At 63.6% G+C, this 25761-nt stretch carries 17 protein-coding genes and 3 rRNA genes; 18 read left to right on the forward strand and 2 right to left on the reverse strand.

Annotation, left to right across the window (positions count from 1 at the left end; translation table 11 throughout):
* The first annotated feature begins 20 nt into the window (after positions 1-20).
* The 13 genes from pheS (at position 21) to AYK61_RS02825 (ending at position 16296) form a co-directional block, all read left to right on the forward strand.
* Complete coding sequence (gene pheS / locus AYK61_RS02765; RefSeq protein WP_121872376.1) at positions 21-1088, forward strand: phenylalanine--tRNA ligase subunit alpha; 1068 nt, start codon at positions 21-23, stop codon at positions 1086-1088.
* A 56-nt stretch (positions 1089-1144) separates the two neighbouring features.
* The gene (gene pheT, locus AYK61_RS02770) at positions 1145-3631 is read left to right on the forward strand and encodes a phenylalanine--tRNA ligase subunit beta (protein WP_121869719.1); all 2487 of its coding nucleotides are present in this window, start codon (positions 1145-1147) and stop codon (positions 3629-3631) included.
* Positions 3632-3722: 91 nt separating this feature from the next.
* Entirely contained in the window at positions 3723-4280 is a 558-nt protein-coding gene (locus AYK61_RS02775) for a hypothetical protein (protein ID WP_121869720.1), read from the forward strand.
* Between the two features lie 52 nt (positions 4281-4332).
* Positions 4333-5388, forward strand: coding sequence for an N-acetyl-gamma-glutamyl-phosphate reductase (argC, locus tag AYK61_RS02780; protein ID WP_121869721.1), 1056 nt, complete (start codon positions 4333-4335; stop codon positions 5386-5388).
* A gap of 32 nt (positions 5389-5420) precedes the next feature.
* Positions 5421-6623: a bifunctional glutamate N-acetyltransferase/amino-acid acetyltransferase ArgJ gene (gene argJ / locus AYK61_RS02785; protein ID WP_183130396.1), complete on the forward strand. Its 1203-nt coding sequence runs from the start codon at positions 5421-5423 to the stop codon at positions 6621-6623.
* Positions 6620-7534 (forward strand): acetylglutamate kinase, encoded by a 915-nt coding sequence (argB, locus tag AYK61_RS02790; protein WP_121869723.1) that lies wholly within the window; start codon positions 6620-6622, stop codon positions 7532-7534. Before argJ ends, argB begins: the two co-directional genes overlap by 4 nt.
* Positions 7531-8736, forward strand: a complete 1206-nt coding sequence (locus tag AYK61_RS02795) for an acetylornithine transaminase (RefSeq protein WP_121869724.1) — start codon at positions 7531-7533, stop codon at positions 8734-8736. The genes argB and AYK61_RS02795 overlap by 4 nt, the downstream gene beginning before the upstream one ends.
* Positions 8733-9668 carry an ornithine carbamoyltransferase gene (argF, locus tag AYK61_RS02800; protein WP_121869725.1) on the forward strand — a complete coding sequence of 312 codons (936 nt, stop codon included), beginning with the start codon at positions 8733-8735 and terminating at the stop codon, positions 9666-9668. Before AYK61_RS02795 ends, argF begins: the two co-directional genes overlap by 4 nt.
* Positions 9665-10180: an arginine repressor gene (locus AYK61_RS02805; protein WP_037192611.1), complete on the forward strand. Its 516-nt coding sequence runs from the start codon at positions 9665-9667 to the stop codon at positions 10178-10180. Before argF ends, AYK61_RS02805 begins: the two co-directional genes overlap by 4 nt.
* Positions 10181-10231: 51 nt before the next feature.
* Positions 10232-11431 (forward strand): argininosuccinate synthase, encoded by a 1200-nt coding sequence (locus AYK61_RS02810; RefSeq protein ID WP_121869726.1) that lies wholly within the window; start codon positions 10232-10234, stop codon positions 11429-11431.
* Complete coding sequence (gene argH / locus AYK61_RS02815; RefSeq protein WP_121869727.1) at positions 11428-12876, forward strand: argininosuccinate lyase; 1449 nt, start codon at positions 11428-11430, stop codon at positions 12874-12876. The genes AYK61_RS02810 and argH overlap by 4 nt, the downstream gene beginning before the upstream one ends.
* 109 nt (positions 12877-12985) lie before the next feature.
* On the forward strand, positions 12986-16003 hold the full coding sequence (locus tag AYK61_RS02820; protein WP_121872377.1) for an AMP-binding protein: 3018 nt from the start codon (positions 12986-12988) through the stop codon (positions 16001-16003).
* Between the two features lie 86 nt (positions 16004-16089).
* Positions 16090-16296: a Trm112 family protein gene (locus AYK61_RS02825; protein WP_032394286.1), complete on the forward strand. Its 207-nt coding sequence runs from the start codon at positions 16090-16092 to the stop codon at positions 16294-16296.
* A gap of 29 nt (positions 16297-16325) precedes the next feature.
* Here the strand turns inward: AYK61_RS02825 and AYK61_RS02830 are convergent, their stop codons facing one another.
* Complete coding sequence (locus AYK61_RS02830; RefSeq protein ID WP_121869728.1) at positions 16326-17081, reverse strand: ABC transporter permease; 756 nt, start codon at positions 17079-17081, stop codon at positions 16326-16328.
* Positions 17078-17809 (reverse strand): ABC transporter ATP-binding protein, encoded by a 732-nt coding sequence (locus AYK61_RS02835; RefSeq protein WP_121869729.1) that lies wholly within the window; start codon positions 17807-17809, stop codon positions 17078-17080. Before AYK61_RS02835 ends, AYK61_RS02830 begins: the two co-directional genes overlap by 4 nt.
* Before the next feature lie 80 nt (positions 17810-17889).
* Here AYK61_RS02835 and AYK61_RS02840 point away from each other — a divergent pair, with 80 nt between their 5' ends.
* The 5 genes from AYK61_RS02840 to rrf all read left to right on the forward strand — a co-directional run bounded on the left by AYK61_RS02840 (position 17890) and on the right by rrf (position 25696).
* Positions 17890-18531 (forward strand): DNA-3-methyladenine glycosylase, encoded by a 642-nt coding sequence (locus AYK61_RS02840; RefSeq protein ID WP_121869730.1) that lies wholly within the window; start codon positions 17890-17892, stop codon positions 18529-18531.
* Between the two features lie 38 nt (positions 18532-18569).
* On the forward strand, positions 18570-19844 hold the full coding sequence (gene tyrS, locus AYK61_RS02845) for a tyrosine--tRNA ligase (protein ID WP_121869731.1): 1275 nt from the start codon (positions 18570-18572) through the stop codon (positions 19842-19844).
* A 586-nt stretch (positions 19845-20430) separates the two neighbouring features.
* Positions 20431-21948, forward strand: a 16S ribosomal RNA gene (locus AYK61_RS02850).
* A 342-nt stretch (positions 21949-22290) separates the two neighbouring features.
* Positions 22291-25445: ribosomal RNA gene (locus AYK61_RS02855) — 23S ribosomal RNA — on the forward strand.
* Between the two features lie 134 nt (positions 25446-25579).
* Positions 25580-25696: ribosomal RNA gene (gene rrf / locus AYK61_RS02860) — 5S ribosomal RNA — on the forward strand.
* The 16S, 23S and 5S rRNA genes sit together here, the layout of an rRNA operon.
* The last annotated feature ends 65 nt before the right edge of the window (positions 25697-25761 follow it).

The raw sequence follows: 25761 nt of genomic DNA on the forward strand, positions 1-25761 counted from the left end.
ACTCGAGGAGTGCAGCTGTCGTGGCGAAGAAAGATGTCGGAACCGAGCCGGTAGATCCGAGCGTTCTCGAGGAGTCCGCGCTCGGATCCGCAGTGGACTCGGCCGAGCAGGCGTTCGCCGACGCGTCGGACCTCGATGCTCTGACCAAGGTCAAGATCGACCATGTGGGCGGCAAAGCTCCGTTGGCGCTGGCGCAGCGCGCACTCGGTGCGATCCCGGGGGACCAGAAGGCGGATGCGGGCAAACGCGTCAAGGCAGCGCGCGATCGAGTGCAGAAGGCCTTCGACGAGCGACGCGCCGTGCTGTCGGCCGAGCGTGACGATGCCATCCTGGTCGCCGAAACCATCGACGTCACACTGCCGACCGACCGAGCCCCCGTCGGCGCCCGGCACCCCATCACGATCATCGCCGAACAGGTTGCCGACGTGTTCGTCGGAATGGGCTGGGAGGTCGAAGAAGGCCCCGAGGTCGAAACCGAACACTTCAATTTCGATGCGCTCAACTTCCTGCCCGACCACCCGGCACGCACGATGCAGGACACGTTCCACATCGCACCGGAGGGTTCGCGGCAGGTATTGCGCACCCATACCTCCCCGGTACAGGTCCGGTCGATGCTCTCGCGTGAGGTGCCGATCTACGTCGTCTGCCCGGGTCGGACGTTTCGCACGGACGAACTCGACACCACGCACACGCCGGTCTTCCACCAGGTCGAGGGTCTTGCCATCGACAAGGGCCTGACCATGGCGCATCTGCGCGGCACACTGGATGCGTTCGCCAAGGCGCTGTTCGGCAACGACACCCGTACTCGCATGCGGCCCAACTACTTCCCGTTCACCGAGCCGTCGGCCGAGGTCGACGTGTGGTTCCCCAAGAAGAAGGGCGGGGCCGGTTGGGTCGAGTGGGGTGGCTGCGGAATGGTCAACCCGAAGGTGTTGCAGGCCAGCGGCATCGATCCAGAGGTCTACACCGGATTCGCTTTCGGCATGGGCCTCGAGCGGACTCTGCAGTTCCGCAACGACATCCCGGACATGCGCGACATCGTCGAGGGCGACATCAGGTTCACGTTGCCCTTCGGTGTCCAGGCCTGACGGAAGCTTCTCACCCGACCCACTACTTCTCGGATACAAGAAAGAGCTGAGCACACGTGCGAGTCCCACAATCCTGGCTGACCGAGGTCCTGCACGCGGGGTCTCCCGACTGGGCCGTGTCGCCCGAGGAGCTCGACGCCGGTTTCGTGCGGGTCGGGTTCGAGGTCGAGGAACTCGACTCGCTCGACAACGTGACCGGCCCACTGGTGGTGGGTCGGGTGAGTTCGATCGAGGAGCTGACCGAGTTCAAGAAGCCGATTCGCTTCTGCCTCGTGGACGTCGGAGCCGCCGAGCCGCAGGAAATCGTGTGCGGAGCCAGGAACTTCGCCGAGGGTGACCTGATCGTGGCCGCTCTGCCGGGCAGCGTCCTGCCCGGGGGATTCGCCATCGCGTCGCGCAAGACGTACGGCCGCAATTCCAACGGCATGATCTGCTCGACGCTCGAACTCGGGTTGGGTAAGGATCACTCCGGAATTCTGGTGCTGCCCGAGGGCACGGCCGCTCCGGGCGACGACGCCAAACCCGTTCTGGGTCTGCAGGACTCGGTCATCGAGCTCAACGTGACCCCCGATCGCGGGTACGCCTTCTCCGTCCGCGGCCTCGCCCGTGAACTGGCCTGCAGTTTCGATCTCCCGTTCGTGGATCCGGCGCGCACGGTCCCCACCGAGGTCACCGGTGACGCATGGTCGGTCACCGTCGAACCGGCCTCGAACGCATCGCGATTCGCGTTGCGCAAGATTGTCGGCATCGACCCGACGGCGACGACACCCTGGTGGATGCAGCGTCGACTGTTGCTCGCCGGCGTGCGCCCGATCTCGGCGGCCGTCGATGTCACCAACTACGTGCTCCACGAGCTCGGCCAGCCGCTGCACGCGTTCGATGCGGCCAAGTTCGACGGCGATCTGGTCGTCCGCCGCGCGAATGCGGGGGAGAAGCTGACCACGCTGGACGGCGTCGAGCGTTCCCTCGATCCCGAGGACGTCGTCATTGCCGACAGATCGGGAGCGATCTCGTTGGCCGGTGTCATGGGCGGCGCGTCGACCGAAGTCGACGATTCGACCACCGAGGTCGTGCTCGAAGCGGCATCGTTCGATCCGCTCGCGGTGTTCCGCACCGGTCGTCGACACAAGCTCTCCAGCGAGGCCAGCAAGCGTTTCGAGCGGACCGTGGATTCGGCTCTTCCGGTGGCGGCGCTCGACCGGGCAGCACAGTTGTTGGTCGAGATTGCCGGCGGCCGGATCGAGCCCGTGTTGACCGATATCGGTGAAGCCGCCGAATATCCCACGGTCACGATGGACTTCGACCTGCCGGACCGCATCGCCGGAGTGCAGTACCCCAACGGCACCGCTGCCCGACGGTTGACGCAGATCGGCTGCGGGGTCGAGGTGTCGGTCGACGACGGCGGGCACGGCCAGCTCATCGTCACCCCGCCGTCCTGGCGACCGGACCTGGTGCAGCGCGCCGACCTGGTGGAGGAGGTGCTGCGGCTCGAAGGGCTCGAACAGATCCCGTCGGTACTGCCGTCGGCCCCGGGAGGTCGTGGCCTCACCGCCGAACAGAAGCGCAGGCGCGCGGTCGGTAAGGCACTCGCGTTCGCCGGGTACGTCGAGGTGTTGCCCCCGGTGTTCTTGCCCAAGGGCGTGTTCGACACGTGGGGTCTCGACGCGGACGACCCGCGGCGCGCGACCACCTCGGTGCTCAATCCGCTCGAGGCCGACCGTCCCGAGCTCGCGACCACTGTGCTTCCGGGATTGCTCGAGATGCTGAGCAGGAACATCGCCCGCGGTCAGCGAGACGTCTCGCTGTTCGGCATTGCCCAGGTGGTGCTCCGGCACGACGCCACCGCCGCCGTGGACGCGTTGCCGGTCGATCGTCGTCCCACCGACGACCAGATCGCCATGCTTCGTGGTTCGTTGCCTGCGCAGCCTGTGCACGTGGGCATGGTGCTCACCGGTCAGCGTGAGTTGGCGGGTCCGTGGGGTCCCGGCCGCGCGGCCGAGGCCACCGATGCGTTCGCTGCGGTGCGTACCGTTGCCGAGGCGTCCGGAGTGCACGTCGATCTTCGGGCAGCACAGCATCTTCCGTGGCATCCGGGTCGGTGCGCGGAGGTCCTGCTCGACGGCGACGTCGTCGGATACGCGGGCGAGCTGCATCCGGCGGTGCTCGAGCGGGCGGGCTTGCCGCCGCGTACGTGTGCCGTGGAGTTGAGTCTGAGCGCTCTGCCCGTCGTCGAATCGCTCCCTGCTCCCGAGGTGTCCCCGTATCCGGCGGTGTTGCAGGACGTGGCCGTGGTGGTCGACGCGTCCGTGCCGGCAGCGTCGGTACAAGCCGCGCTCACGATCGGCGGTGGCGACCTGCTGGAGTCGATTCGGCTGTTCGACGTCTACGAGGGTGAACAGGTCGGTGAGGGCCGCAAGTCACTGGCGTTCGCGCTGCGCTTCCGCGGAGCCGACGGCACCTTGACCGAGGATCAGGCGACGGCTGCCCGCGATGCGGCGGTCGAAGCGGCATCGAAGGCCGTCGGCGCGCAGCTGCGCAGTTGAATCAGCGCTGCTGAGTAGTTGATGCGTGCACGCCCGGGCTCGTGTGTCCGTAGCGTGGAGTCACGAGTATCACGGGTGACGGGAGCAGCGCATGAGTGAATTCGGAACAGACGGTGCGGCGACGGATCTTCAGGTGATCGAGGAGATTCTTGCCGCCGTGGCGGGTCGCCCGCGGCTCGCCCCGGTGGCAGCTGCTGCGTCTGCTCTGGCGGCCGAGTTGGGTACTGCCCGGCCGGAGCCGGTCACGCCCGATCGCGGAGCGCCACCCGGAACGGTTCCCGACGTGGACGTTCCGCAGGTGACCAAGCCGCGGATCGACCAGCCGCTCGGTGACCCACCGCCGGGGGCTCCGCTCGGCGGCACGGTTCCGGGGATCATCGATGCGGAGCTGGTCGAGGACCTGCCCGTCGGTACCGGATACGGTTCCGGTGCGGTGAGCGCGCCGATCGGTGACTTCACCGATTCGGGGGTGCCGACGTGGGACGGTGTGCGCGACAAGGTGGAACAGCGATCGGGTACAGCCGTCGGTGCGGAGGAGTTGGACCGTGAGTCGAGGGCGGGCCATGACCTCGACGAGCAGTGGAACGAACGCCAGGAAGCCGGCCGGAGGAAGCTCGACGAGATCCGCAAGTCCATGGGCGGACGCTGACACACCGGACCCGTTCATGAATGAGCTTGCATGATGCTGCATAATAAACCGCATGACTATTTCGGAGGCCACGCCGAGGCGCATCGCGGTGGCGGGCGCAAGTGGGTACGCCGGCGGTGAAATTCTTCGATTGCTGCTCGGGCACCCGGGAGTGCGCGACGGTTCGTTGGTCATCGGCACTCTGACCGCGGGCGGCAATGCCGGTGCGACGCTGGGTGAATTCCATCCCCATCTGTTGCCTCTCGCAGACCGTGTTCTCGCCCCGACCACCGTCGACGAACTCGCCGGGCACGACGTCGTGTTCCTGGGACTCCCGCACGGCAAGTCCGCCGAACTCGCGCTGCAGCTTCCCGAGTCCGTGGTGATCATCGATTGCGGGGCCGATTTCCGCCTCACCGACGGTGCTGCCTGGGAGAAGTACTACAAGAGTCCTCACGCGGGCAGTTGGCCGTACGGCTTGCCGGAGTTGCCGGGCTGCCGGGAGCGGCTGGTCGGTGCCACTCGCATCGCCGTTCCCGGGTGCTACCCGACGGTGTCGTCTCTCGCGCTCGCACCCGCTGTCGCCGCAGGAATCATCGAGCCGCGCGTCAATATCGTTGCCGTCAGCGGTACTTCGGGTGCAGGCCGAGCTCCCAAGGCCGATCTTCTCGGTTCGGAGGTGATGGGTTCGGTTCGGGCGTACGCGGTTGCGGGCGCACACCGCCACACTCCCGAGATCGTGCAGAACCTCTCGGCCGTCGCCGGTAGCGCTGTTGCGGTGTCCTTCACGCCGGTTCTCGCACCGATGCCTCGCGGAATCCTGGCCACCTGCACCGCGATCACCACCGCCACGCAGGCGCAGGCCGTCGAGGTCTACGAGAAGGCCTACGCTGCAGAGCCGTTCGTGCACGTGCTTCCCGCCGGACGACTTCCGCAGACCGGTTCGGTCATCGGGTCGAACGCCGTGCAGATGAGCGTGTCGGTCGATGCGGACGCAGGCTTGCTCGTCGTGATCGCGGCCATCGACAACTTGGCCAAGGGCACGGCGGGAGCCGCCGTCCAATCCATGAATCTTGCACTGGGAATCACCGAGACCGAGGGTCTCTCTACCGTAGGAGTAGCGCCATGAGCAGCGTCGGGAGCCAGGCGGAGGCCGTCGGCATGGTTGCGGGCAAGCTCGTGCGCACGCAGGGTGTCACCTGTCCCGCGGGTTTCCGCGCCGCCGGTATTCCGGCTGGGATCAAGGCAAGTGGCAAGTCCGATCTGGCTTTGGTGTTCAACGAGGGCCCCGATTTCGCTGCGGCGGGTGTGTTCACCCGCAACAAGGTCAAGGCTGCGCCCGTGTTGTGGTCGCAGCAGGTGCTCTCCACCGGACGGCTGCGTGCGGTGATTCTCAATTCCGGTGGTGCCAATGCCTGCACGGGTACGCCGGGCTTTCAGGATTCGCACCGCACGGCCGAGGAAGTCGCATCGGCACTGAGCAACTGGGGTTCGGAGACCGGGGCGATCGAGGTTGCCGTGTGCTCGACGGGTCTCATCGGTGACCGGCTCCCGATGGACAAGCTGCTGCCCGGCGTGACCGAGGTGGTACACGAACTCGCAGGCGGCATTTCCGGTGGTACCGATGCGGCGTACGCGATCATGACCACCGACACCGTGCCCAAGCAGGCGGCTGTTCATCACGCCGACAAATGGAACGTCGGCGGCATGGCCAAGGGGGCAGGCATGTTGGCACCGTCGTTGGCCACGATGCTCAGCGTCATCACCACCGATGCCGTAGCCACCGCAGACCAGTTGGACAAGGCGCTGCGCGCGGCGACCCGGATGTCCTACGACCGGCTCGACGTCGACGGCGCGTCCTCGACGAACGACACCGTGCTGCTGCTCTCTTCCGGGGCCAGCGGAGTGGCACCATCGCAGGAAGAACTCGACGCCGCGGTCCTGGCGGTGTGCGACGACCTGGCCGACCAGATGATGGCCGACGCCGAGGGCGTGACCAAGCGGGTGCGGATCACCGTGTCGGGCGCGATGAGCGAGGACGACGCCCTGATCGGCGCGCGCGCGGTCGCCAGGGACTCGCTGACCAAGACGGCCCTGTTCGGGTCGGATCCCAACTGGGGTCGGGTGCTCGCGGCAATCGGTATCGCCCCGATCGAGCTCGATCCGGATCGAATCGCCGTGTCCTTCAACGGCAATCCGGTGTGCATCGACGGCGTGGGAGCGCCGGGAGCTCGGGAAGTCGATCTGTCCGGCGTCGACATCGCGGTGACCATCGATCTCGGTCTCGGCGCCGGGTCGGCCACCATTCGAACCACCGATCTCTCGCACGCGTACGTCGAAGAGAATTCGGCGTACTCGTCATGACCTCGGCCGCACAGCAGTTGACGGCCGCGCAGAAAGCCTTCACCCTCGCCGAAGCTCTGCCCTGGCTGCAGCGATTCTCGGGCAAGATCGTCGTCGTGAAGTACGGCGGAAACGCCATGATCGACGACGATCTGAAGCGGGCGTTCGCGGCCGACATGGTATTTCTACGCGCCGTCGGAATCCATCCGGTCGTCGTTCACGGCGGCGGGCCACAGATCTCGGCCATGCTGACCAGACTCGGCCTGGCAGGTGAATTCCGCGGCGGATTCCGCGTCACCACGCCCGAGGTCATGGACGTCGCGCGGATGGTGCTGTTCGGGCAGGTCGGGCGCGAGCTCGTCGGCTTGATCAACGGTCACGGTCCCTACGCCGTGGGAATCTCCGGTGAGGACGCGCACCTGTTCACCGCGACGCGTCGCACCGTGCTGGTCGACGGCATCGAGACCGACATCGGCCTCGTCGGCGACGTCACCTCGGTGAACCCCGCAGCGGTCTTCGATCTCATTGCAGCAGGGCGCATTCCGGTGGTGTCCACCATCGCTCCGGATCGCGACGGCGTCGTCCACAACATCAACGCCGACACTGCGGCAGCGGCGCTCGCCAGTGCCATCGGCGCCGAGAAGATGGTGGTGCTCACCGATGTCGAAGGCCTGTACACGGATTGGCCCGATCGCAACTCGTTGACCTCCGAGATCGACGCGTCCACGCTCGAGGCGTTGCTGCCCTCGCTCGATGCCGGAATGGTGCCGAAGATGGAAGCCTGCCTGCGGGCGGTTCGAGCCGGTGTTCCGTCGGCTCATGTCATCGACGGTCGCGTCGAACATTCGGTGCTGGTGGAGCTGTTCACCGGTGAGGGAATCGGCACCATGGTCACCCCCGATCACTCTTCTACGTCAGGAGTCACGCCATGACCGGCACCGAGTCCACCCTCGATCTGCAGCAGCGGTGGTCGAATTCGTTGATGGACAACTACGGTGTTCCGCGCGTGGCGCTCGTGCGCGGTGAGGGTGCGGTGGTGACGGACGCCGACGGAAAGCAGTATCTGGACCTGCTCGCGGGTATCGCCGTGAACATCCTCGGACATGCCCATCCGGCGGTGATCGAGGCGGTCACCACTCAGCTGTCCACCCTGGGTCACACCTCGAATCTCTATGCGACAGAACCCGGTATCGCGCTGGCCGAGCAATTGCTCGCGCACCTCGGTGCCGGATCCACCGGCCGGGTGTTCCTGTGCAATTCGGGCACCGAGGCCAACGAGGCTGCCTTCAAGATCGCTCGCCTGACCGGCCGCCCCAACATCGTGGCAGCCGAGAAGTCCTTTCACGGACGGACGATGGGTGCTCTCGCGCTGACCGGTCAGCCGGACAAGCGGATCCCGTTCGAGCCGATGCCTGCAGGCGTGCACCATGTTCCGTACGGCGATGTCGCCGCGCTGGCAGCCGTCGTCGATTCCGACACCGCCGCAGTGTTTCTCGAACCGATCATGGGCGAGGGCGGTGTGGTGGTTCCGCCCGAGGGATACCTCCTTGCGGCGCGGGAGATCACCGCGAAGCACGGTGCGCTGCTGGTCCTGGACGAGGTGCAGACCGGTATCGGCCGAACGGGATGGTTCTACGCCCACCAGTCGGTCGGCATCGTGCCCGACGTGATCACGCTCGCCAAGGGTCTGGGCGGTGGCCTGCCCATCGGGGCCTGCATCGGCATCGGTGCGGCAGGAGAGTTGCTGCATCCGGGCAAGCACGGCACCACGTTCGGTGGTAACCCCGTATGCGCTGCGGCGGCTCTGGCCGTCCTGCGCACCATTGCCGACGAGGATCTGATCTCGCACGCGGACAGCATCGGCAAGACCATCGCGCACTCCATCGAGGGTCTCGATCACCCTCTGGTGAGCCATGTGCGCGGTTCGGGTCTTCTCCTCGGCGTTGTCCTCACCGCCGCAGTCGCACCGGCGGCCGAAGCGGCGGCGCGCGAGGCAGGCTTCCTCCTCAACGCGGCACAGCCCGACGTGCTCCGGCTCGCGCCACCGTTGATCATCACCGAAGAGCAAGCCGCGTCGTTCGTGACGGCGTTACCGGCAATTCTCGACGCAGCACAGGAGGCTCATCAGCCATGACCGTTCAGCACTTTCTCCGGGACGACGACATCACGCCTGAGCAGCAAGGCGAAATCCTTGCTCTGGCAGCAGAGCTCAAGCGTGCACCGTTCTCGAAGCGTCCGCTCGAGGGCCCCAAGGGGATCGGTGTCATCTTCGAGAAGAACTCGACGCGTACTCGCTTCTCGTTCGAGATGGGCATCGCTCAGTTGGGTGGTCATGCCGTCGTCGTGACAGGCCGCGACACCCAGCTGGGTCGCGAGGAGACGCTGCAGGACACGGGGCGGGTTCTCTCGCGCTATGTCGAGGCGGTCGTGTGGCGCACGTTCGGGCAGAAGCGCCTCGAGCAGATGGCCACCGGCGCAACGATTCCGATCGTCAACGCCCTCTCCAACGAGTTCCACCCCTGCCAGGTTCTGGCGGATCTGCAGACCCTGATCGAGCACAAGGGGAATCTGCGGGGCCGCACCTTGGCCTACTTCGGTGACGGTGCCAACAACATGGCGCACTCGCTGCTCATCGGCGGAGTTACGGCCGGGCTGAACGTGCGGATCGCCGCGCCCAAGGATTTCGCGCCGCTCGGCTACGTTCTCGACGCGGCGCATGCGCGCGCCGAGCAGACCGGGGCCACCATCACCATCACCGAGGACCCGGTCGAGGCGGCGAGCGGTGCCGATGCGCTCGTCACCGACACCTGGACGTCGATGGGTCAGGAGAACGACGGCCTCGATCGCGTCGCTCCGTTCCGGCCGTATCGCATCGATTCCGATCTGCTCTCGAAAGCCCAGTCGGACGCCGTTGTGCTGCACTGCCTCCCCGCACATCGCGGCGAGGAGATCACCGACGAGGTGCTCGACGGTCCCCAGAGCGTGGTCTGGGACGAGGCCGAGAACCGCCTGCACGCGCAGAAGGCGCTGCTGGTGTGGCTCCTCGAACAGGCCCGACGACCATGAGCGAGGACGTCACTGCGGTGCCGTTGACCGCGTCGACCCGCGCGGGCAGGCAAGCACGGATTATCGCATTGCTGGCCACGCATCAGGTGCGCAGTCAACCGCAGCTGGCGTCGTTGCTCGCGGCCGAGGGGATCGACACCACCCAGGCCACGCTCTCGCGGGATCTCGAGGAATTGGGTGCGGTGAAACTGCGCGCACCCGACGGTGGAGTGGGGGTGTACGTCGTGCCCGAGGACGGCAGCCCGGTCCGGGGAGTGTCCGGCGGCACCGACCGCCTCCTGAAGTTGCTGGGGGAGTTGCTGGTGTCAACCGATCACAGCGGGAACCAGGCCGTCCTCAGGACGCCACCCGGCGCGGCGCACTACCTGGCCAGCGCTCTGGATCGCGCGGCGATGCCCGAGATCGTCGGGACCATCGCCGGGGACGACACGATTCTGTTGATCGCCCGCGAGCCACACACCGGTGGCGAGGTCGCAGACAAGATCGAAAAGCTTGCTCGACGCGGTAACTGAGATCCGGTTACCCATCATGCGCAACAAGAACAACGAAGGAGCTTGAACACCATGGCCGAACGCGTCATCCTCGCCTACTCCGGCGGACTCGACACCTCCGTCGCCATCAGCTGGATCGGGAGGGAGACCGGCAAGGAGGTCGTCGCCGTCGCCATCGATCTGGGGCAGGGCGGCGAGGACATGGACGTCGTGCGTCAGCGCGCACTCGATTGCGGCGCAGTCGAATCCGTCGTCGTCGATGCCAGGGACGAGTTCGCCGACGAGTACTGCTTGCCGACGGTGCAGTCCAACGCGCTGTACATGGATCGGTACCCGCTCGTGTCGGCCATCAGCCGTCCGTTGATCGTCAAGCACCTCGTGGAGAACGCGCGCGCGCACGGCGGAACCGTTGTCGCACACGGATGCACGGGCAAGGGCAACGACCAGGTTCGGTTCGAGGTGGGCTTCAACACCCTCGCCCCCGAGCTCGAGGTGTTGGCTCCGGTTCGCGATTACGCGTGGACGCGCGAGAAGGCGATCAAGTTCGCCGAGGAGAACGACATCCCGATCAACGTGACCACCAAGTCGCCGTTCTCGATCGACCAGAACGTCTGGGGGCGCGCGGTGGAGACCGGCTTCCTCGAGGACCTGTGGAATGCGCCGACCAAGGATGTCTACGACTACACCGAGGATCCGACGGTCAACTTCCAGGCTCCGGACGAGCTCATCGTCTCGTTCGACAAGGGTCGTCCCGTCGCGATCGACGGCCGGCCGGTCTCGGTACTCGAAGCGATTCAGGAGCTCAACACTCGTGCGGGTGCGCAGGGTGTGGGTCGCCTGGACGTGGTCGAGGATCGGCTCGTGGGCATCAAGAGTCGCGAGATCTACGAGGCACCCGGTGCCATGGTGCTCATCCGCGCCCACGAGGAGCTCGAGCACGTGACCCTCGAGCGCGAACTCGGTCGCTACAAGCGCCACACCGACCAGAAGTGGGCCGAGATGGTGTACGACGGCCTGTGGTATTCCCCGCTGAAGGGCGCTCTCGACACGTTCGTGCAGCACACGCAGGAGCACGTCTCCGGCGACATTCGCCTGGTTCTGCACGCGGGCGGGATCATCGTCAACGGACGCCGCAGTGGCGAGTCGCTCTACGACTTCAATCTCGCCACCTACGACGAGGGCGACACGTTCGACCAGTCCGCGGCCAAGGGATTCGTTCAGCTGCACGGACTCTCGTCGAAGATCGCCGCGAAGCGGAACCTGGGCCTGTGACGAATCCGGAGACCTCGCACGGAACCAACGAAGGTTCGCTCTGGGGCGGCAGATTCGCATCCGGGCCGGCCGCCGCTATGGCAGCGCTGAGCAAGTCGACGCACTTCGACTGGGTTCTCGCGCCCTATGACATCCGCGCATCCATGGCGCATGCTCGTGTGCTCAACGGTGCCGGACTGCTCACCCCGCAGGACCTCGAGACCATGCTCGACGGTTTGCAGCGCCTCGCCGACGATGTCGCCTCGGGCGAGTTCGTCGCAGCCGAATCCGACGAGGACGTGCACGGCGCTCTCGAACGCGGTCTGATCGATCGCGTCGGACCCGAGACCGGTGGTCGGCTGCGTGCGGGCCGGTCACGAAACGACCAGGTGGCCACGCTGTTCCGCATGTGGCTGCGCGACGCCGTCCGCCGGGTGTCGGTCGGCGTTCTCGATGTGGTCGACGCGTTGGCCACCCAGGCAGCGGCGCATCCGACGGCCGTCATGCCGGGCAAGACGCATTCGCAGGCGGCGCAGCCGGTTTTGCTGGCGCATCATCTGCTCGCGCACACCCATCCGCTGCTGCGTGATGTGCAACGCTTCGCGGATTTCGACACGCGAGCAGCGGTGTCGCCGTACGGTTCCGGTGCTCTCGCCGGTTCGTCACTGGGTCTGAGTCCGGAGAAGATCGCAGCGGAGCTCGGGTTCGACTCGTCCGCCGAGAACTCGATCGATGCCACGTCCTCGCGCGACTTCGCGGCCGAGGCGGCGTTCGTGTTGGCGATGACGGCGGTCGATCTGTCTCGGTTCGCCGAGGAGGTCATCTCGTGGAGCACTCCCGAGTACGGCTACGTGACCCTCGCCGATGCATGGTCGACGGGCAGCTCGATCATGCCGCAGAAGAAGAACCCGGACGTCGCGGAGTTGACCCGCGGAAAGACCGGCCGATTGATCGGCAATCTGACCGGCCTGCTGGCCACGCTGAAGGCGCAACCGTTGGCCTACAACCGTGATCTCCAGGAAGACAAGGAGCCGGTGTTCGATTCGGTGGCGCAGCTCGAGTTGTTGCTCCCGGCGCTCACCGGGTTGACGGCGACGCTGGAGTTCCACACCGAACGGATGGCCGAGCTGGCACCGGCCGGGTTCACTCTTGCCACCGATATCGCCGAGTGGATGGTTCGGCAGGGGATTGCGTTCCGCGTTGCTCACGAGGCTGCGGGTGCCTGTGTCCGGGCGGCTGAGGCGCGAGGCGTCGGGCTGGCGGATCTGACCGACGACGAGCTCGCCGCGATCGATCCGTCCCTCACCCCGGCCGTTCGTGAGGTGCTCACGGTGGAGGGCTCGATCTCGTCGCGTGACGCTCGCGGTGGCACCGCCGCGGTGCAGGTGGCGCATCAGCTCGGGGGCGTGCGAGCCACGGCGTCGACGCTGCGTACGTGGGCCGAGGAACCGGTGTTGCGGCACTGAGTGCGCAATCGATATCCGTGCCGGTTTCCCCGAGTGTGATGTGAGAAGCTTTCGTCACGCGAAGACCGATGCCGGTCGTTCCGTCGGGGCCGAACGCAGGAGTGTATTTGTGGGACTGAATGCAGACGCCGTACGTGGCCCACTGCGCCGTGCCATCGCCACGGCGCAGAACGGTCTCGAGGTCATCCGTCTCGGTGGTCTCGAGACCGAGGTGGACCCGTCACCGTTTCGGGTGATGGACCGCGAACCGATGTATCGGCTTCGTCGTTATTTTCCCGACGATGTTCCTGCGGACAGTCCTCCGGTGGTGCTGATTCCACCGATGATGGTCTCCGCGGACGTCTACGACGTCACGACCGAGCAAGGCGCGGCCGGAATTCTGCACGGCATGGGTCTGGATCCGTGGGTTGTCGATTTCGGTTCGCCGGATACCGAAGAAGGCGGTTGGGGCCGTACGCTCGCCGATCATGTCGTGGCGATCAGCGAGGTCGTCGACAAGGTGCACGAGCACACCGGTCGCGACGTCCACTTGGGTGGCTACTCCCAGGGCGGAATGTTCTGCTACCAAGCGGCTGCCTACCGAGGCGGCCGAAATCTGTCCAGCCTCATCACGTTCGGGGCTCCGGTCGACACGCTCGCCGGTTTGCCTCTCGGGATCCCGGCCGGAGTAGCCACGCGGGGTGCCGAGTTCCTGGCCGACCACGTGTTCACCCGGCTTGCGGTGTCGGGGTGGATGGCGCGGACAGGATTCCAGTTGCTCGACCCGGCGAAGACCGTGCGGTCGCGCTTGGATTTCCTGAGGCAGTTGCACGACCGCGAGGCGCTGTTGCCACGCGAGCCGCAGCGACGCTTTTTGGCGATGGACGGGTGGGTGGCCTGGTCCGGCCCGGCCGTGGCGGAGTTGCTGAAGCAGTTCGTCGTGCACAACCGCATGATGACCGGTGGGTTCGTTATCAAGGACAGACTGTTGACGCTGGCCGAACTCACGGTGCCGGTGTTGGCATTCGTCGGCGAGGTGGACGACATCGGTCAACCGTTGGCCGTGCGCGGTATCCAGCGCGCTGCCCCGCGTGCGCAGGTCTTCGAAACGACCTTGCGCGCAGGCCATTTCGGCTTGGTTGTCGGCAGTACCGCGGCTGCGCAGACCTGGCCGACAACGGGCAACTGGATTCGGTGGCGTGAGGATCTCGGACCCAAGCCGGAGGCGGTTCGCGTGATGGAGCGCGAGGACCACAGCGATTCCGACAGCGGTGTGTCGATCACCAATCGACTGATCCACACTGCAGCCTCCATTGCCGAGGTGGGCGTCGGTGTCGGCCGTGGGCTGGCATCGGCGGCGACCGGCGCGGTGCGCGGTACCCGCGAAATCTCGTCCGAGGCCGTGCGTACTTTGCCGAGGCTCGCCCGCCTCGGGCAGATGCAGCCGCACAGTCGAGTCTCGTTGGGCCGCTTGATCGCCGAACAGGGCCGTAAATCTCCGAACGGTGAGTGCTTCCTGTTCGACGACCGAGTGCACACCTACGACGCGGTCAACGTCCGCATCGACAACGTGGTGCGCGGTCTGATCAGCGTCGGGGTGCGACCTGCCTCGCGCATCGGTGTGCTGATGGAGACTCGTCCCAGCGCGTTGGCCGCGATGGCGGCGCTCTCGCGGATCGGGGCAGTACCTGTTCTGCTGCAGCCGGGCAGCGACCTGACCGCAGCCCTGCGAACCGTCGACGTCGACACGGTGATCGCCGATCCGGAGAATGCTGCCGCGGCGGTCCCGGTGGCACCGAACGTCCTGGTACTCGGCGGCGGAGAGACTCGGCGACTCGACATCCCGTCCGGCTACGAGGTCATCGATCTCGAGGGCATCGATCCCGACGCGGTGCGTTTGCCTCAGTGGTACGAGCCCGATCCGGGTCGTGCCCGCGAACTGGCGATGATCCTGTTCACGACGACCGATCGCGGTCTCGAACCGCGATACATCACCAATCATCGTTGGGCTCTGTCGGCCTTCGGTACTGCGACCACAGCCGCTCTCGGACCCGGCGATACTGTCTATTGCCTTGCCCCGCTGCATCATTCGGCCGGTATTCTCGTCACGATCGGTGGTGCGCTCGCGGGCGGGTCACGCATCGCGCTCTCCCGTGGTCTCGAACCCGAGCGGTTCAGCGAAGAGGTGTACCGCTACGGCGTCACCGTCGTGAGCTACACGTGGACGATGATGCGGCAGATCCTCGACGACGGTCGGTTCCCGGTCGACTCCGGTCACCCGGTGCGGCTGTTCATCGGCTCCGGCATGCCGGTGGGGCTGTGGCGTCGCACGCTGGCGCGGTTCAGCCCGGCTCGGGTGCTCGAGTTCTACGCATCCACCGAGAACGACGTGATTCTGGCCAACGTGGCCGGCTCGAAGATCGGCTCCAAGGGCCGTCCGTTGCCCGGCAGTGCACGGGTTGCGCTGGCGGCCTACGATCCGATCACCGGCCGCCTCGAAGAGGACGACGACGGCTTCGTCCGACAGTGCCGCGACGACGAGATCGGGCTGCTCCTCGGTCGACCGAGCGGAGACGGCGAAGCGACCAGTCACGTCATGCGCGGAGTCTTCGAGCCCACGGACGCCTGGATCCCCACCGAGAACCTGTTCCGTCGCGATTCCGACGGCGACTACTGGCTCGTCGACCGCAAGGACACCGTGGTGCGTTCGGCGTGCGGTCCGGTGTACACCCAGCCGATCGTCGACGCGGTAGGTGACCTGGATCAGGTCGATTCGGCTGTGGTCTACGGAGTGCGGGTGACGTCCGATCGGCCGCGATCGGTGCGCGTCGAGGCGTCGGCCACCGAGGTGGCCGTCTGCGCCATCTCGCTGCAACCGGAGGCGGTGATCACCGCTCGTGCATTGACCGACGCGCTCGGAGTATTGCTTCCGGCCGAGCGTCCGGCGATCGTGCACGTGGTGCCCGAGATTCCGGTGGGACGCGCGTACCGACCGACCGCGACGGCGTTGAAGCAGGTCGGCATTCCGACGCCGAGTGCGCGTTCGTGGTACTACGACTCCGAGTCGAACAGCTACCGCCGAATGACGAAAGCGGTTGTGGCCGAACGGTTCGTCGGACGTGAGGCTCCCGCCGAACAATCGTCGTAGGAAAGAGTCCGCACAGAATTGAACGTGTTCGGTAGCGTAAGCGAGTACACCATTCCGGTTCGACCGGATCAGAACGAAGGACACCTGTGGCAATCGATTCGACACTGCTTTCCATTCTCGCGTGCCCAGTGGACAAGGGCCCGCTGCTGTTGATCGAAGGGGAATTGCTCTACAACCCGCGTCTGCGGCGTGCGTATCCCATCGAGAACGGAATCCCGGTGTTGCTCGCCGACGACGCCCGCGATGTCGACGACGCCGAGCACGAGTCGATTCTGTCGCGCGCCACGTCCTAGAACTTTCGACCGGTCACCGGCTTCGTCGACTACTGGGTTCGTCGACGCAATGTGGCGGCGGCTCCGGTCAGTGCGGCAACGGTGAACGCCGTGACCACGGCGATGTCGGTCCACATGCGCCCGGTGACTCCGGCGTACTGGGATATCTCCTGGAGCGCATCGACCAGGTAGCTCAGCGGCAGAACATTGCTGATCGTGCTCAGCCAATTCGGCATCTGGTCACGCGGCACCAGGAGTCCGCACAGAAACAGCTGTGGAATCACGACGACCGGCATGAACTGAACGGCTTGAAATTCGGTGCGAGCGAATGCGCTGCACAGTAGTCCGATGGCGACGCCGAGCATCGCTCCCAGGACTGCGATCACCAGAACCCAACCGACCGAGCCCTCGATGTCGAGCCCGAGAAATCCGAACGCGACGGTGCACGCGAGCAGCGCCTGTGCAATGGCGGCGAGCGAGAAGGCGGACCCGTAGCTCGCGAGCAGGTCCAGTTTGGACATCGGTGTGGTCAGCAGGCGTTCGAGCGTTCCCGAGGTGCGTTCACGCTGCATCGAGATCGACGTGATCAGGAACATGACGACGAACGGCAGGATGCCGAGCATCGTGATGGCGATCCGATCGAACAACGACTGCTGATTCGGCGGGGTCGGCACGTCTCGGTACAGGTAGTACAGCAACACCATCAGCAGGGACGGAACGAGCAGAACCATGGCGACCGATCGATGGTCGGCTCTGAGCTGTCGCAGGATGCGGCCCGTGCCGGCTGCGTAGATCCGCGCGTTCACGATGCCTGCTCCGTAGATCTGATGAGGGACAGGAATGCGCGATCGAGGGTCGTTTCGTTCGTGCGCGCGAGTAGCGCGTCCGGGCTCGATTGGGCGAGCACGGTGCCGTCGCGCATCAGAACGAGACGGCTGCAGTGCTCCGCTTCCTCCATCACATGGCTCGAGACCAGCACCGTTGTACCGCTTGCCGCGATATCGGCGAAACGCGACCACAGCTCCGAGCGCAGCACGGGATCCAAGCCGACCGTCGGTTCGTCGAGGACGATCAGCTCGGGTTCGGCAACCAGCGCGCTGGCCAGGGAGACCCTCCCCAGCTGACCACCCGAGAGTTCGCCCGCCCGCGACGACGCGTGGTCGGCCAGTCCGACCGAGTCGATGGCGGAAGCGACGTCCGCACGCCGGCGACCGTACAGCGACGCGAAGTACTGCACGTTCTCGCGAACGGTGAGATCTCGGTAGACGCTCGGTGCCTGGGTCACGTAGCCGACTGTGCGGCGCAACGGCGGCGAGCCGGCCGGCGATCCGAGAACTGTCACGGTTCCACTGCTCACGATCTGAGTGCCGACGATCGCACGCATCAGAGTCGTCTTGCCGCAGCCCGAGGGACCGAGAAGCCCGGTGATGGCACCACGAGGGATCGTCAGGGACAGGCTGCGCAGCACCGTTCGCTTACCGCGGCGAACCGTCAGCCCCGTGATCTCGACGGCATGTTCGCCGGTGAACGCCATATCGGCCTCCAGCCTCATCGGATATTGAAGTCATAGCCCCGTCTGCGCTCGTTGGTCAAGGGCGAAGCATCATGGGAGGGATGAATGTCGCTGACTTGGAGATCGGGGAGCCCGACGACGCAGCCCGACGCATCCTCGGTGGAACCGTCACCGTGGGCGACGTGTCCGTGCGCATTGTGGAAGTCGAGGCCTACGGTGGGCCGCTCGACGGTCCGTGGCCCGATCCGGCCGCGCATTCCTTCCGGGGGCCGACTGCTCGCAACGAGGTGATGTTCGGTCCTGCAGGGCGTCTCTACGTCTACCTGAGTTACGGAATGCACCTCTGTGTGAACGTGAGCTGTGGCCCGGACGGAACGGCCGCTGCCGTGTTGCTTCGAGCGGGGGAAGTGGTGGCGGGCCACGACGTCGTCGAGAGCAGGCGCACCGGCCGCGGTCGATCGGCACGGGTCGAGGCAGGTTGGGCCCGCGGGCCGGGCAATCTCGGTCGAGCCGTGGGCGTCTCGCTGGCAGACAACGGAACGGACGTGTTCGACGCGTCGTCGGCCATCACCCTCGAACTTCTCGAGCGCCCGCTCCACGACAAGGCAGTCGCGTCGGGGCCACGGGTAGGGGTGAGTGCGGCGGCCGATCGTCCGTGGCGCTTCTGGGTGCTCGGGTCGCCGGCGGTATCGAGCTACAAACGCAGTCCCCGCGCCGCCGCTCCCGGTGCCTCGGAGGCCTGACCGACGCCTGGATGCGTCCATGCAGGAGAATCGACGTCGTGAGTGAGAACATCATCGACGAAATGACCTGGCGTGGACTGATCGCGCAGTCCACCGATGTGGACGCGCTGAAGAAGGCCACATCCGAGGGCCCGATCACGCTGTACTCCGGTTTCGATCCGACAGGTCCCTCGCTGCATGCAGGGCACCTCGTGCCGTTGCTGGCACTCAAACGTTTTCAGCGGGCAGGCCACCGCCCGATCATTCTCGCCGGCGGTGCGACAGGACTCATCGGTGACCCTCGCGACGTGGGGGAGCGGACCATGAATTCCCGCGAGGTCGTCACCGAGTGGGCGTCGCGCATCCGTGGCCAGCTCGAGCGATTCGTCGATATGGACGAGAGCCCGACGGGCGCAGTGGTGGTGAACAATCTGTCCTGGACGGGGGAGCTGTCCGCGATCGATTTTCTTCGGGACATCGGTAAACACTTCTCGATCAACGTGATGCTTGCTCGCGAGACGGTGAAGAACCGGCTCGAAAGCGACGGAATGTCGTACACCGAGTTCAGCTACATGCTGCTGCAGGCGAACGACTACGTGCAGCTTCGCCGGCAATACGGCTGCAGCCTCCAGATCGGTGGCTCCGATCAGTGGGGAAACATCATCGCCGGGGTGGAACTGAACCGGCGCCAGGACGCAGAGTCGGTCCACGCCATGACGGTTCCCCTGGTCACGTCCGCCGATGGTAAGAAGTTCGGTAAATCCACCGGAGGCGGCAGTCTGTGGCTCGATCCGGAGATGACGAGCCCGTACGCCTGGTACCAGTACTTCGTGAATACCGGTGACGCGGACGTGGTGAAGTACCTGCGCTGGTTCACCTTCCTGTCCAAGGACGAGTTGGCAGAACTCGAGTCGGCGACCACTGAGCGTCCGCATGCGCGCGAAGCGCAGAAGCGCCTGGCCGCCGAGATGACGACGCTCGTCCACGGTGAAGCGGCGACGCGATCGGTCGAACTCGCCAGCCAGGCACTGTTCGGCCGGGCCGAACTAACGGAACTCGACGAGAAGACGCTCGCCGCAGCGCTGCAGGAAGCGTCCGTCGCGGACATCGAAGCCGGTGCACCGAACACCATCGTCGATCTGCTCGTCGCGACGGGGTTGAGTGAGAGCAAGGGCGCTGCCCGACGCGCGGTCAAGGAGGGCGGCGCGTCGGTCAACAACGTCAAGATTTCGGACGAAGAGTGGACGCCCGGTGCGGACGATCTCCTGCACGGCCGGTGGTTGGTGGTCCGACGCGGAAAGCGGAACTTCGCGGGTGCCCGAATCGCCGGCTGAATCTCGGTCGTTGTCAGTGGCCGGAGTCACATCCATGTAATTTGGTTACGAGGCCCGTCAGGTGGGTAAGTGACCGGTTGCGACCAGGCTGTTCACGCGAATCACGCGTGAACGACCTGGGGATTTGACGCGTTGTTATCCGCGGCGTAACTTTGTCCAGGTCAGAGCGACACGGACGCCAGCCCAGACCGCAAGGCCTGAGCAACGCGGAGTTCGCTCCCGACACAATGAAGGTAGATGAGCCGCAAGGTTCGACTCCTTCACGGATGAGAAGCCAGTTTGACTGTGTTGGATCATCTGATCTAAGCTGGAACGGTTGCCCCGGACACCCACGAGCTTCAGCTCGAAGGTGAATGGTGTGTGCGTGTTCTTTGAGAACTCAACAGTGTGTCGATGAATGTCAGTGCCGAAGTTATTTGTTTTGGTGAATGCATTCGATGTATCAATCATCCGCTTGTGGTGGTTGTTGTCGGGTGTTGTTTTGAATGCTAGTTGAGTTTTTCTGCTAGTGATTTGACTTGATGTCTTTGACTGATTCGCAGCTTCTGCTCTCTTTTCGGGGGTGGGGTTGTTGTTTCGCAGGTCTTTTACGGAGAGTTTGATCCTGGCTCAGGACGAACGCTGGCGGCGTGCTTAACACATGCAAGTCGAGCGGTAAGGCCTTTCGGGGTACACGAGCGGCGAACGGGTGAGTAACACGTGGGTGATCTGCCCTGCACTCTGGGATAAGCTTGGGAAACTGGGTCTAATACCGGATATGACTACAGCATGCATGTGTTGTGGTGGAAAGATTTATCGGTGCAGGATGGGCCCGCGGCCTATCAGCTTGTTGGTGGGGTAATGGCCTACCAAGGCGACGACGGGTAGCCGACCTGAGAGGGTGACCGGCCACACTGGGACTGAGACACGGCCCAGACTCCTACGGGAGGCAGCAGTGGGGAATATTGCACAATGGGCGGAAGCCTGATGCAGCGACGCCGCGTGAGGGATGAAGGCCTTCGGGTTGTAAACCTCTTTCAGCAGGGACGAAGCGTGAGTGACGGTACCTGCAGAAGAAGCACCGGCTAACTACGTGCCAGCAGCCGCGGTAATACGTAGGGTGCGAGCGTTGTCCGGAATTACTGGGCGTAAAGAGTTCGTAGGCGGTTTGTCGCGTCGTTTGTGAAAACCCGGGGCTCAACTTCGGGCTTGCAGGCGATACGGGCAGACTTGAGTGTTTCAGGGGAGACTGGAATTCCTGGTGTAGCGGTGAAATGCGCAGATATCAGGAGGAACACCGGTGGCGAAGGCGGGTCTCTGGGAAACAACTGACGCTGAGGAACGAAAGCGTGGGTAGCAAACAGGATTAGATACCCTGGTAGTCCACGCCGTAAACGGTGGGCGCTAGGTGTGGGTTCCTTCCACGGGATCTGTGCCGTAGCTAACGCATTAAGCGCCCCGCCTGGGGAGTACGGCCGCAAGGCTAAAACTCAAAGGAATTGACGGGGGCCCGCACAAGCGGCGGAGCATGTGGATTAATTCGATGCAACGCGAAGAACCTTACCTGGGTTTGACATACACCGGAAAACCGTAGAGATACGGTCCCCCTTGTGGTCGGTGTACAGGTGGTGCATGGCTGTCGTCAGCTCGTGTCGTGAGATGTTGGGTTAAGTCCCGCAACGAGCGCAACCCTTGTCTTATGTTGCCAGCGCGTTATGGCGGGGACTCGTAAGAGACTGCCGGGGTCAACTCGGAGGAAGGTGGGGACGACGTCAAGTCATCATGCCCCTTATGTCCAGGGCTTCACACATGCTACAATGGCCAGTACAGAGGGCTGCGAGACCGTGAGGTGGAGCGAATCCCTTAAAGCTGGTCTCAGTTCGGATCGGGGTCTGCAACTCGACCCCGTGAAGTCGGAGTCGCTAGTAATCGCAGATCAGCAACGCTGCGGTGAATACGTTCCCGGGCCTTGTACACACCGCCCGTCACGTCATGAAAGTCGGTAACACCCGAAGCCGGTGGCCTAACCCCTCGTGGGAGGGAGCCGTCGAAGGTGGGATCGGCGATTGGGACGAAGTCGTAACAAGGTAGCCGTACCGGAAGGTGCGGCTGGATCACCTCCTTTCTAAGGAGCATTCTCCAGACCATGTACCAGCACACAGGTGCTCGGATGATGGTCTGGCAGAGCCCGTTTCGTTCCCACACGTGGAACGGCGGGAGCTCACGGGTGGAACACTGACAATCAGATCCTGCAGAACGCGAAACCATGTTTCGCCGGCAGGAACTATATCGATGCACTGTTGGGTCCTGAGAGAACACGCGAGTGTTTCTTTCTAGGCAAGACATATACAGGCTGTCATGGCTGGTTCTATCGGCCGAGGGGTGAGAATTTCTCGGTGTCTGAGGGTGGCGCGAACATGGTGGTGTGTGTTGTTTGAGAATTGCACAGTGGACGCGAGCATCTTTGTTGTAAGTAATGAAGAGCGTACGGTGGATGCCTTGGCACCAGGAGCCGATGAAGGACGTAGGAGGCTGCGATAAGCCTCGGGGAGCTGTCAACCGAGCTGTGATCCGAGGGTGTCCGAATGGGGAAACCCAGCACGAGTGATGTCGTGTTACCTGCACCTGAATATATAGGGTGTGTGGAGGGAACGTGGGGAAGTGAAACATCTCAGTACCCACAGGAAGAGAAAACAATAGTGATTCCGTGAGTAGTGGCGAGCGAAAGCGGATGAGGCCAAACTTTGTGCGTGTGATACCCGGCAGGGGTTGCGTATGGAGGGTTGTGGGGTTTGCATTGTCGATTCTGCCGGATCGGCCGACAGTGAGAAATTGTGGTGTTAGTCGAAGTGGTCTGGAACGGCCTGTCGTAGAGGGTGAGAGTCCCGTAGACGAAAACATTGCAACTGTCGTTGTGGATACCCAAGTAGCAGCGGGCCCGTGAAATCTGCTGTGAATCTGTCGGGACCACCCGATAAGCCTGAATACTCCCTGGTGACCGATAGCGGACTAGTACCGTGAGGGAAAGGTGAAAAGTACCCCGGGAGGGGAGTGAAATAGTACCTGAAACCGTGCGCTTACAATCCGTCAAAGCTGGTGAACAGTTTACTGTTGCTGGTGATGGCGTGCCTTTTGAAGAATGAGCCTGCGAGTTAGTGGCATGTCGCGAGGTTAACCCGTGTGGGGTAGCCGTAGCGAAAGCGAGTCCGAATAGGGCGTATCCACCTTGTGTGGTGTAGTGGCGTGTTCTAGACCCGAAGCGGAGTGATCTACCCATGGCCAGGTTGAAGCGACGGTAAGACGTCGTGGAGGACCGAACCCACTTAGGTTGAAAACTGAGGGGATGAGTTGTGGGTAGGGGTGAAAGGCCAATCAAACTCCGTGATAGCTGGTTCTCCCCGAAATGCATTTAGGTGCAGCGTCACGTGTTTCTCGCCGGAGGTAGAGCTACTGGATGGTCTAGGGGGCCTACAAGCTTACCGAAATCAGCCAAACTCCGAATGCCGGTGAGTGAGAGCGTGGCAGTGAGACTGCGGGCGATAAGGTTCGTAGTCGAGAGGGAAACAGCCCAGATCGCCAGCTAAGGTCCCTAAGCGTGTACTAAGTGGAAAAGGATGTGGGGTCGCGAAGACAACCAGGAGGTTGGCTTAGAAGCAGCCACCCTTGAAAGAGTGCGTAATAGCTCACTGGTCAAGTGATCCTGCGCCGACAATGTAGCGGGGCTCAAGTACACCACCGAAGCTGCGGCACTCACACAATAGCCCGCTGTTCTCTTGCGAGGGTTCAGCCAGGTGTGTGGGTGGGTAGGGGAGCGTCGTGCAGCCATGGAAGCATCGGAGTGATCCAGGTGTGGAGGCTGCGCGAGTGAGAATGCAGGCATGAGTAGCGAAAGACGAGTGAGAAACTCGTCCGCCGAATGACCAAGGGTTCCTGGGCCAGGTTAATCCGCCCAGGGTGAGTCGGGACCTAAGACGAGGCCGACAGGCGTAGCCGATGGACAACGGGTTGATATTCCCGTACCCGTGTAACCGCGCCCATGGTGAATCAGTGACACTAACCACCCTGAATCCACGTGACTGATCTCTTTCGAGAGTGAGGCGTGTGGTGGATGCGTGGGACCTGATCTGGTAGTAGCCAAGCGATGGGGTGACGCAGGAAGGTAGCTGGGCCAGTCAGTGGTTGTACTGGTGTAAGCCTGTAGGGCGAACGGTAGGCAAATCCGCCGTTCATACAAGCCTGAGAGGTGATGCGTAGCCGATTGAGGCGAATTCAGTGATCCTATGCTGCCGAGAAAAGCCTCTAGTGAGTTGTTACACGGCCCGTACCCCAAACCGACACAGGTGGTCAGGTAGAGAATACTAAGGCGATCGAGATAACTATGGTTAAGGAACTCGGCAAAATGCCCCCGTAACTTCGGGAGAAGGGGGCCCTGTCCGGTGATCACTCTTGCAGTGTGAGCTGGGTGGGGCCGCAGAGACCAGTGAGAAGCGACTGTTTACTAAAAACACAGGTCCGTGCGAAGTCGTAAGACGATGTATACGGACTGACGCCTGCCCGGTGCTGGAAGGTTAAGAGGACCGGTTAGCTCGTAAGAGCGAAGCTGAGAATTTAAGCCCCAGTAAACGGCGGTGGTAACTATAACCATCCTAAGGTAGCGAAATTCCTTGTCGGGTAAGTTCCGACCTGCACGAATGGCGTAACGACTTCTCAGCTGTCTCAACCATAGACTCGGCGAAATTGCATTACGAGTAAAGATGCTCGTTACGCGCGGCAGGACGAAAAGACCCCGGGACCTTCACTACAGCTTGGTATTGGTGTTCGGTTCGGTTTGTGTAGGATAGGTGGGAGACTGTGAAGCGGTGACGCCAGTTACTGTGGAGTCGTTGTTGAAATACCACTCTGATCGTATTGGATACCTCAACCTCGGACCATGATCTGGTTCAGGGACAGTGCCTGGTGGGTAGTTTAACTGGGGCGGTTGCCTCCTAAAATGTAACGGAGGCGCCCAAAGGTTCCCTCAGCCTGGTTGGCAATCAGGTGTCGAGTGCAAGTGCACAAGGGAGCTTGACTGTGAGACTGACAAGTCGAGCAGGGACGAAAGTCGGGACTAGTGATCCGGCACCGGCAAGTGGAAGCGGTGTCGCTCAACGGATAAAAGGTACCCCGGGGATAACAGGCTGATCTTCCCCAAGAGTCCATATCGACGGGATGGTTTGGCACCTCGATGTCGGCTCGTCGCATCCTGGGGCTGGAGTAGGTCCCAAGGGTTGGGCTGTTCGCCCATTAAAGCGGCACGCGAGCTGGGTTTAGAACGTCGTGAGACAGTTCGGTCTCTATCCGCCGCGCGCGTAAGAAACTTGAGGAAGGCTGTCCCTAGTACGAGAGGACCGGGACGGACGAACCTCTGGTGTGCCAGTTGTTCCACCAGGAGCACCGCTGGTTGGCTACGTTCGGAAGGGATAACCGCTGAAAGCATCTAAGCGGGAAGCCTGTTCCAAGATGAGGTTTCTCACCCCCTCGAGGGGGTAAGGCCCCCGGCAGACCACCGGGTTGATAGGCCAGAACTGGAAGCCCAGCAATGGGTGCAGGTGACTGGTACTAATAGGCCGAGGACTTACCACAAAGAAGCTACGCGTCCACTGTGCAATATCTGAAACAACACACGAGTTGATTCAGCAAGCACAATCGAATACACGAATCCGCTACCCACACGCGTGTGGGTGAGAGGTTTCGCTCGTGACACTGTTTCGCAGAGTTACGGCGGCCATAGCGGAGGGGAAACGCCCGGTCCCATTCCGAACCCGGAAGCTAAGCCCTCCAGCGCCGATGGTACTGCACTCGACAGGGTGTGGGAGAGTAGGACACCGCCGAACACCCGTTGTAAGAAGGGGACCCACTTGGTGGGTCCCCTTTTTGCGTTTGTATCGAAATTCCGAAA

It is taken from the genome of Rhodococcus sp. SBT000017 (assembly GCF_003688915.1).
Taxonomy (GTDB): Bacteria; Actinomycetota; Actinomycetes; order Mycobacteriales; family Mycobacteriaceae; genus Rhodococcoides.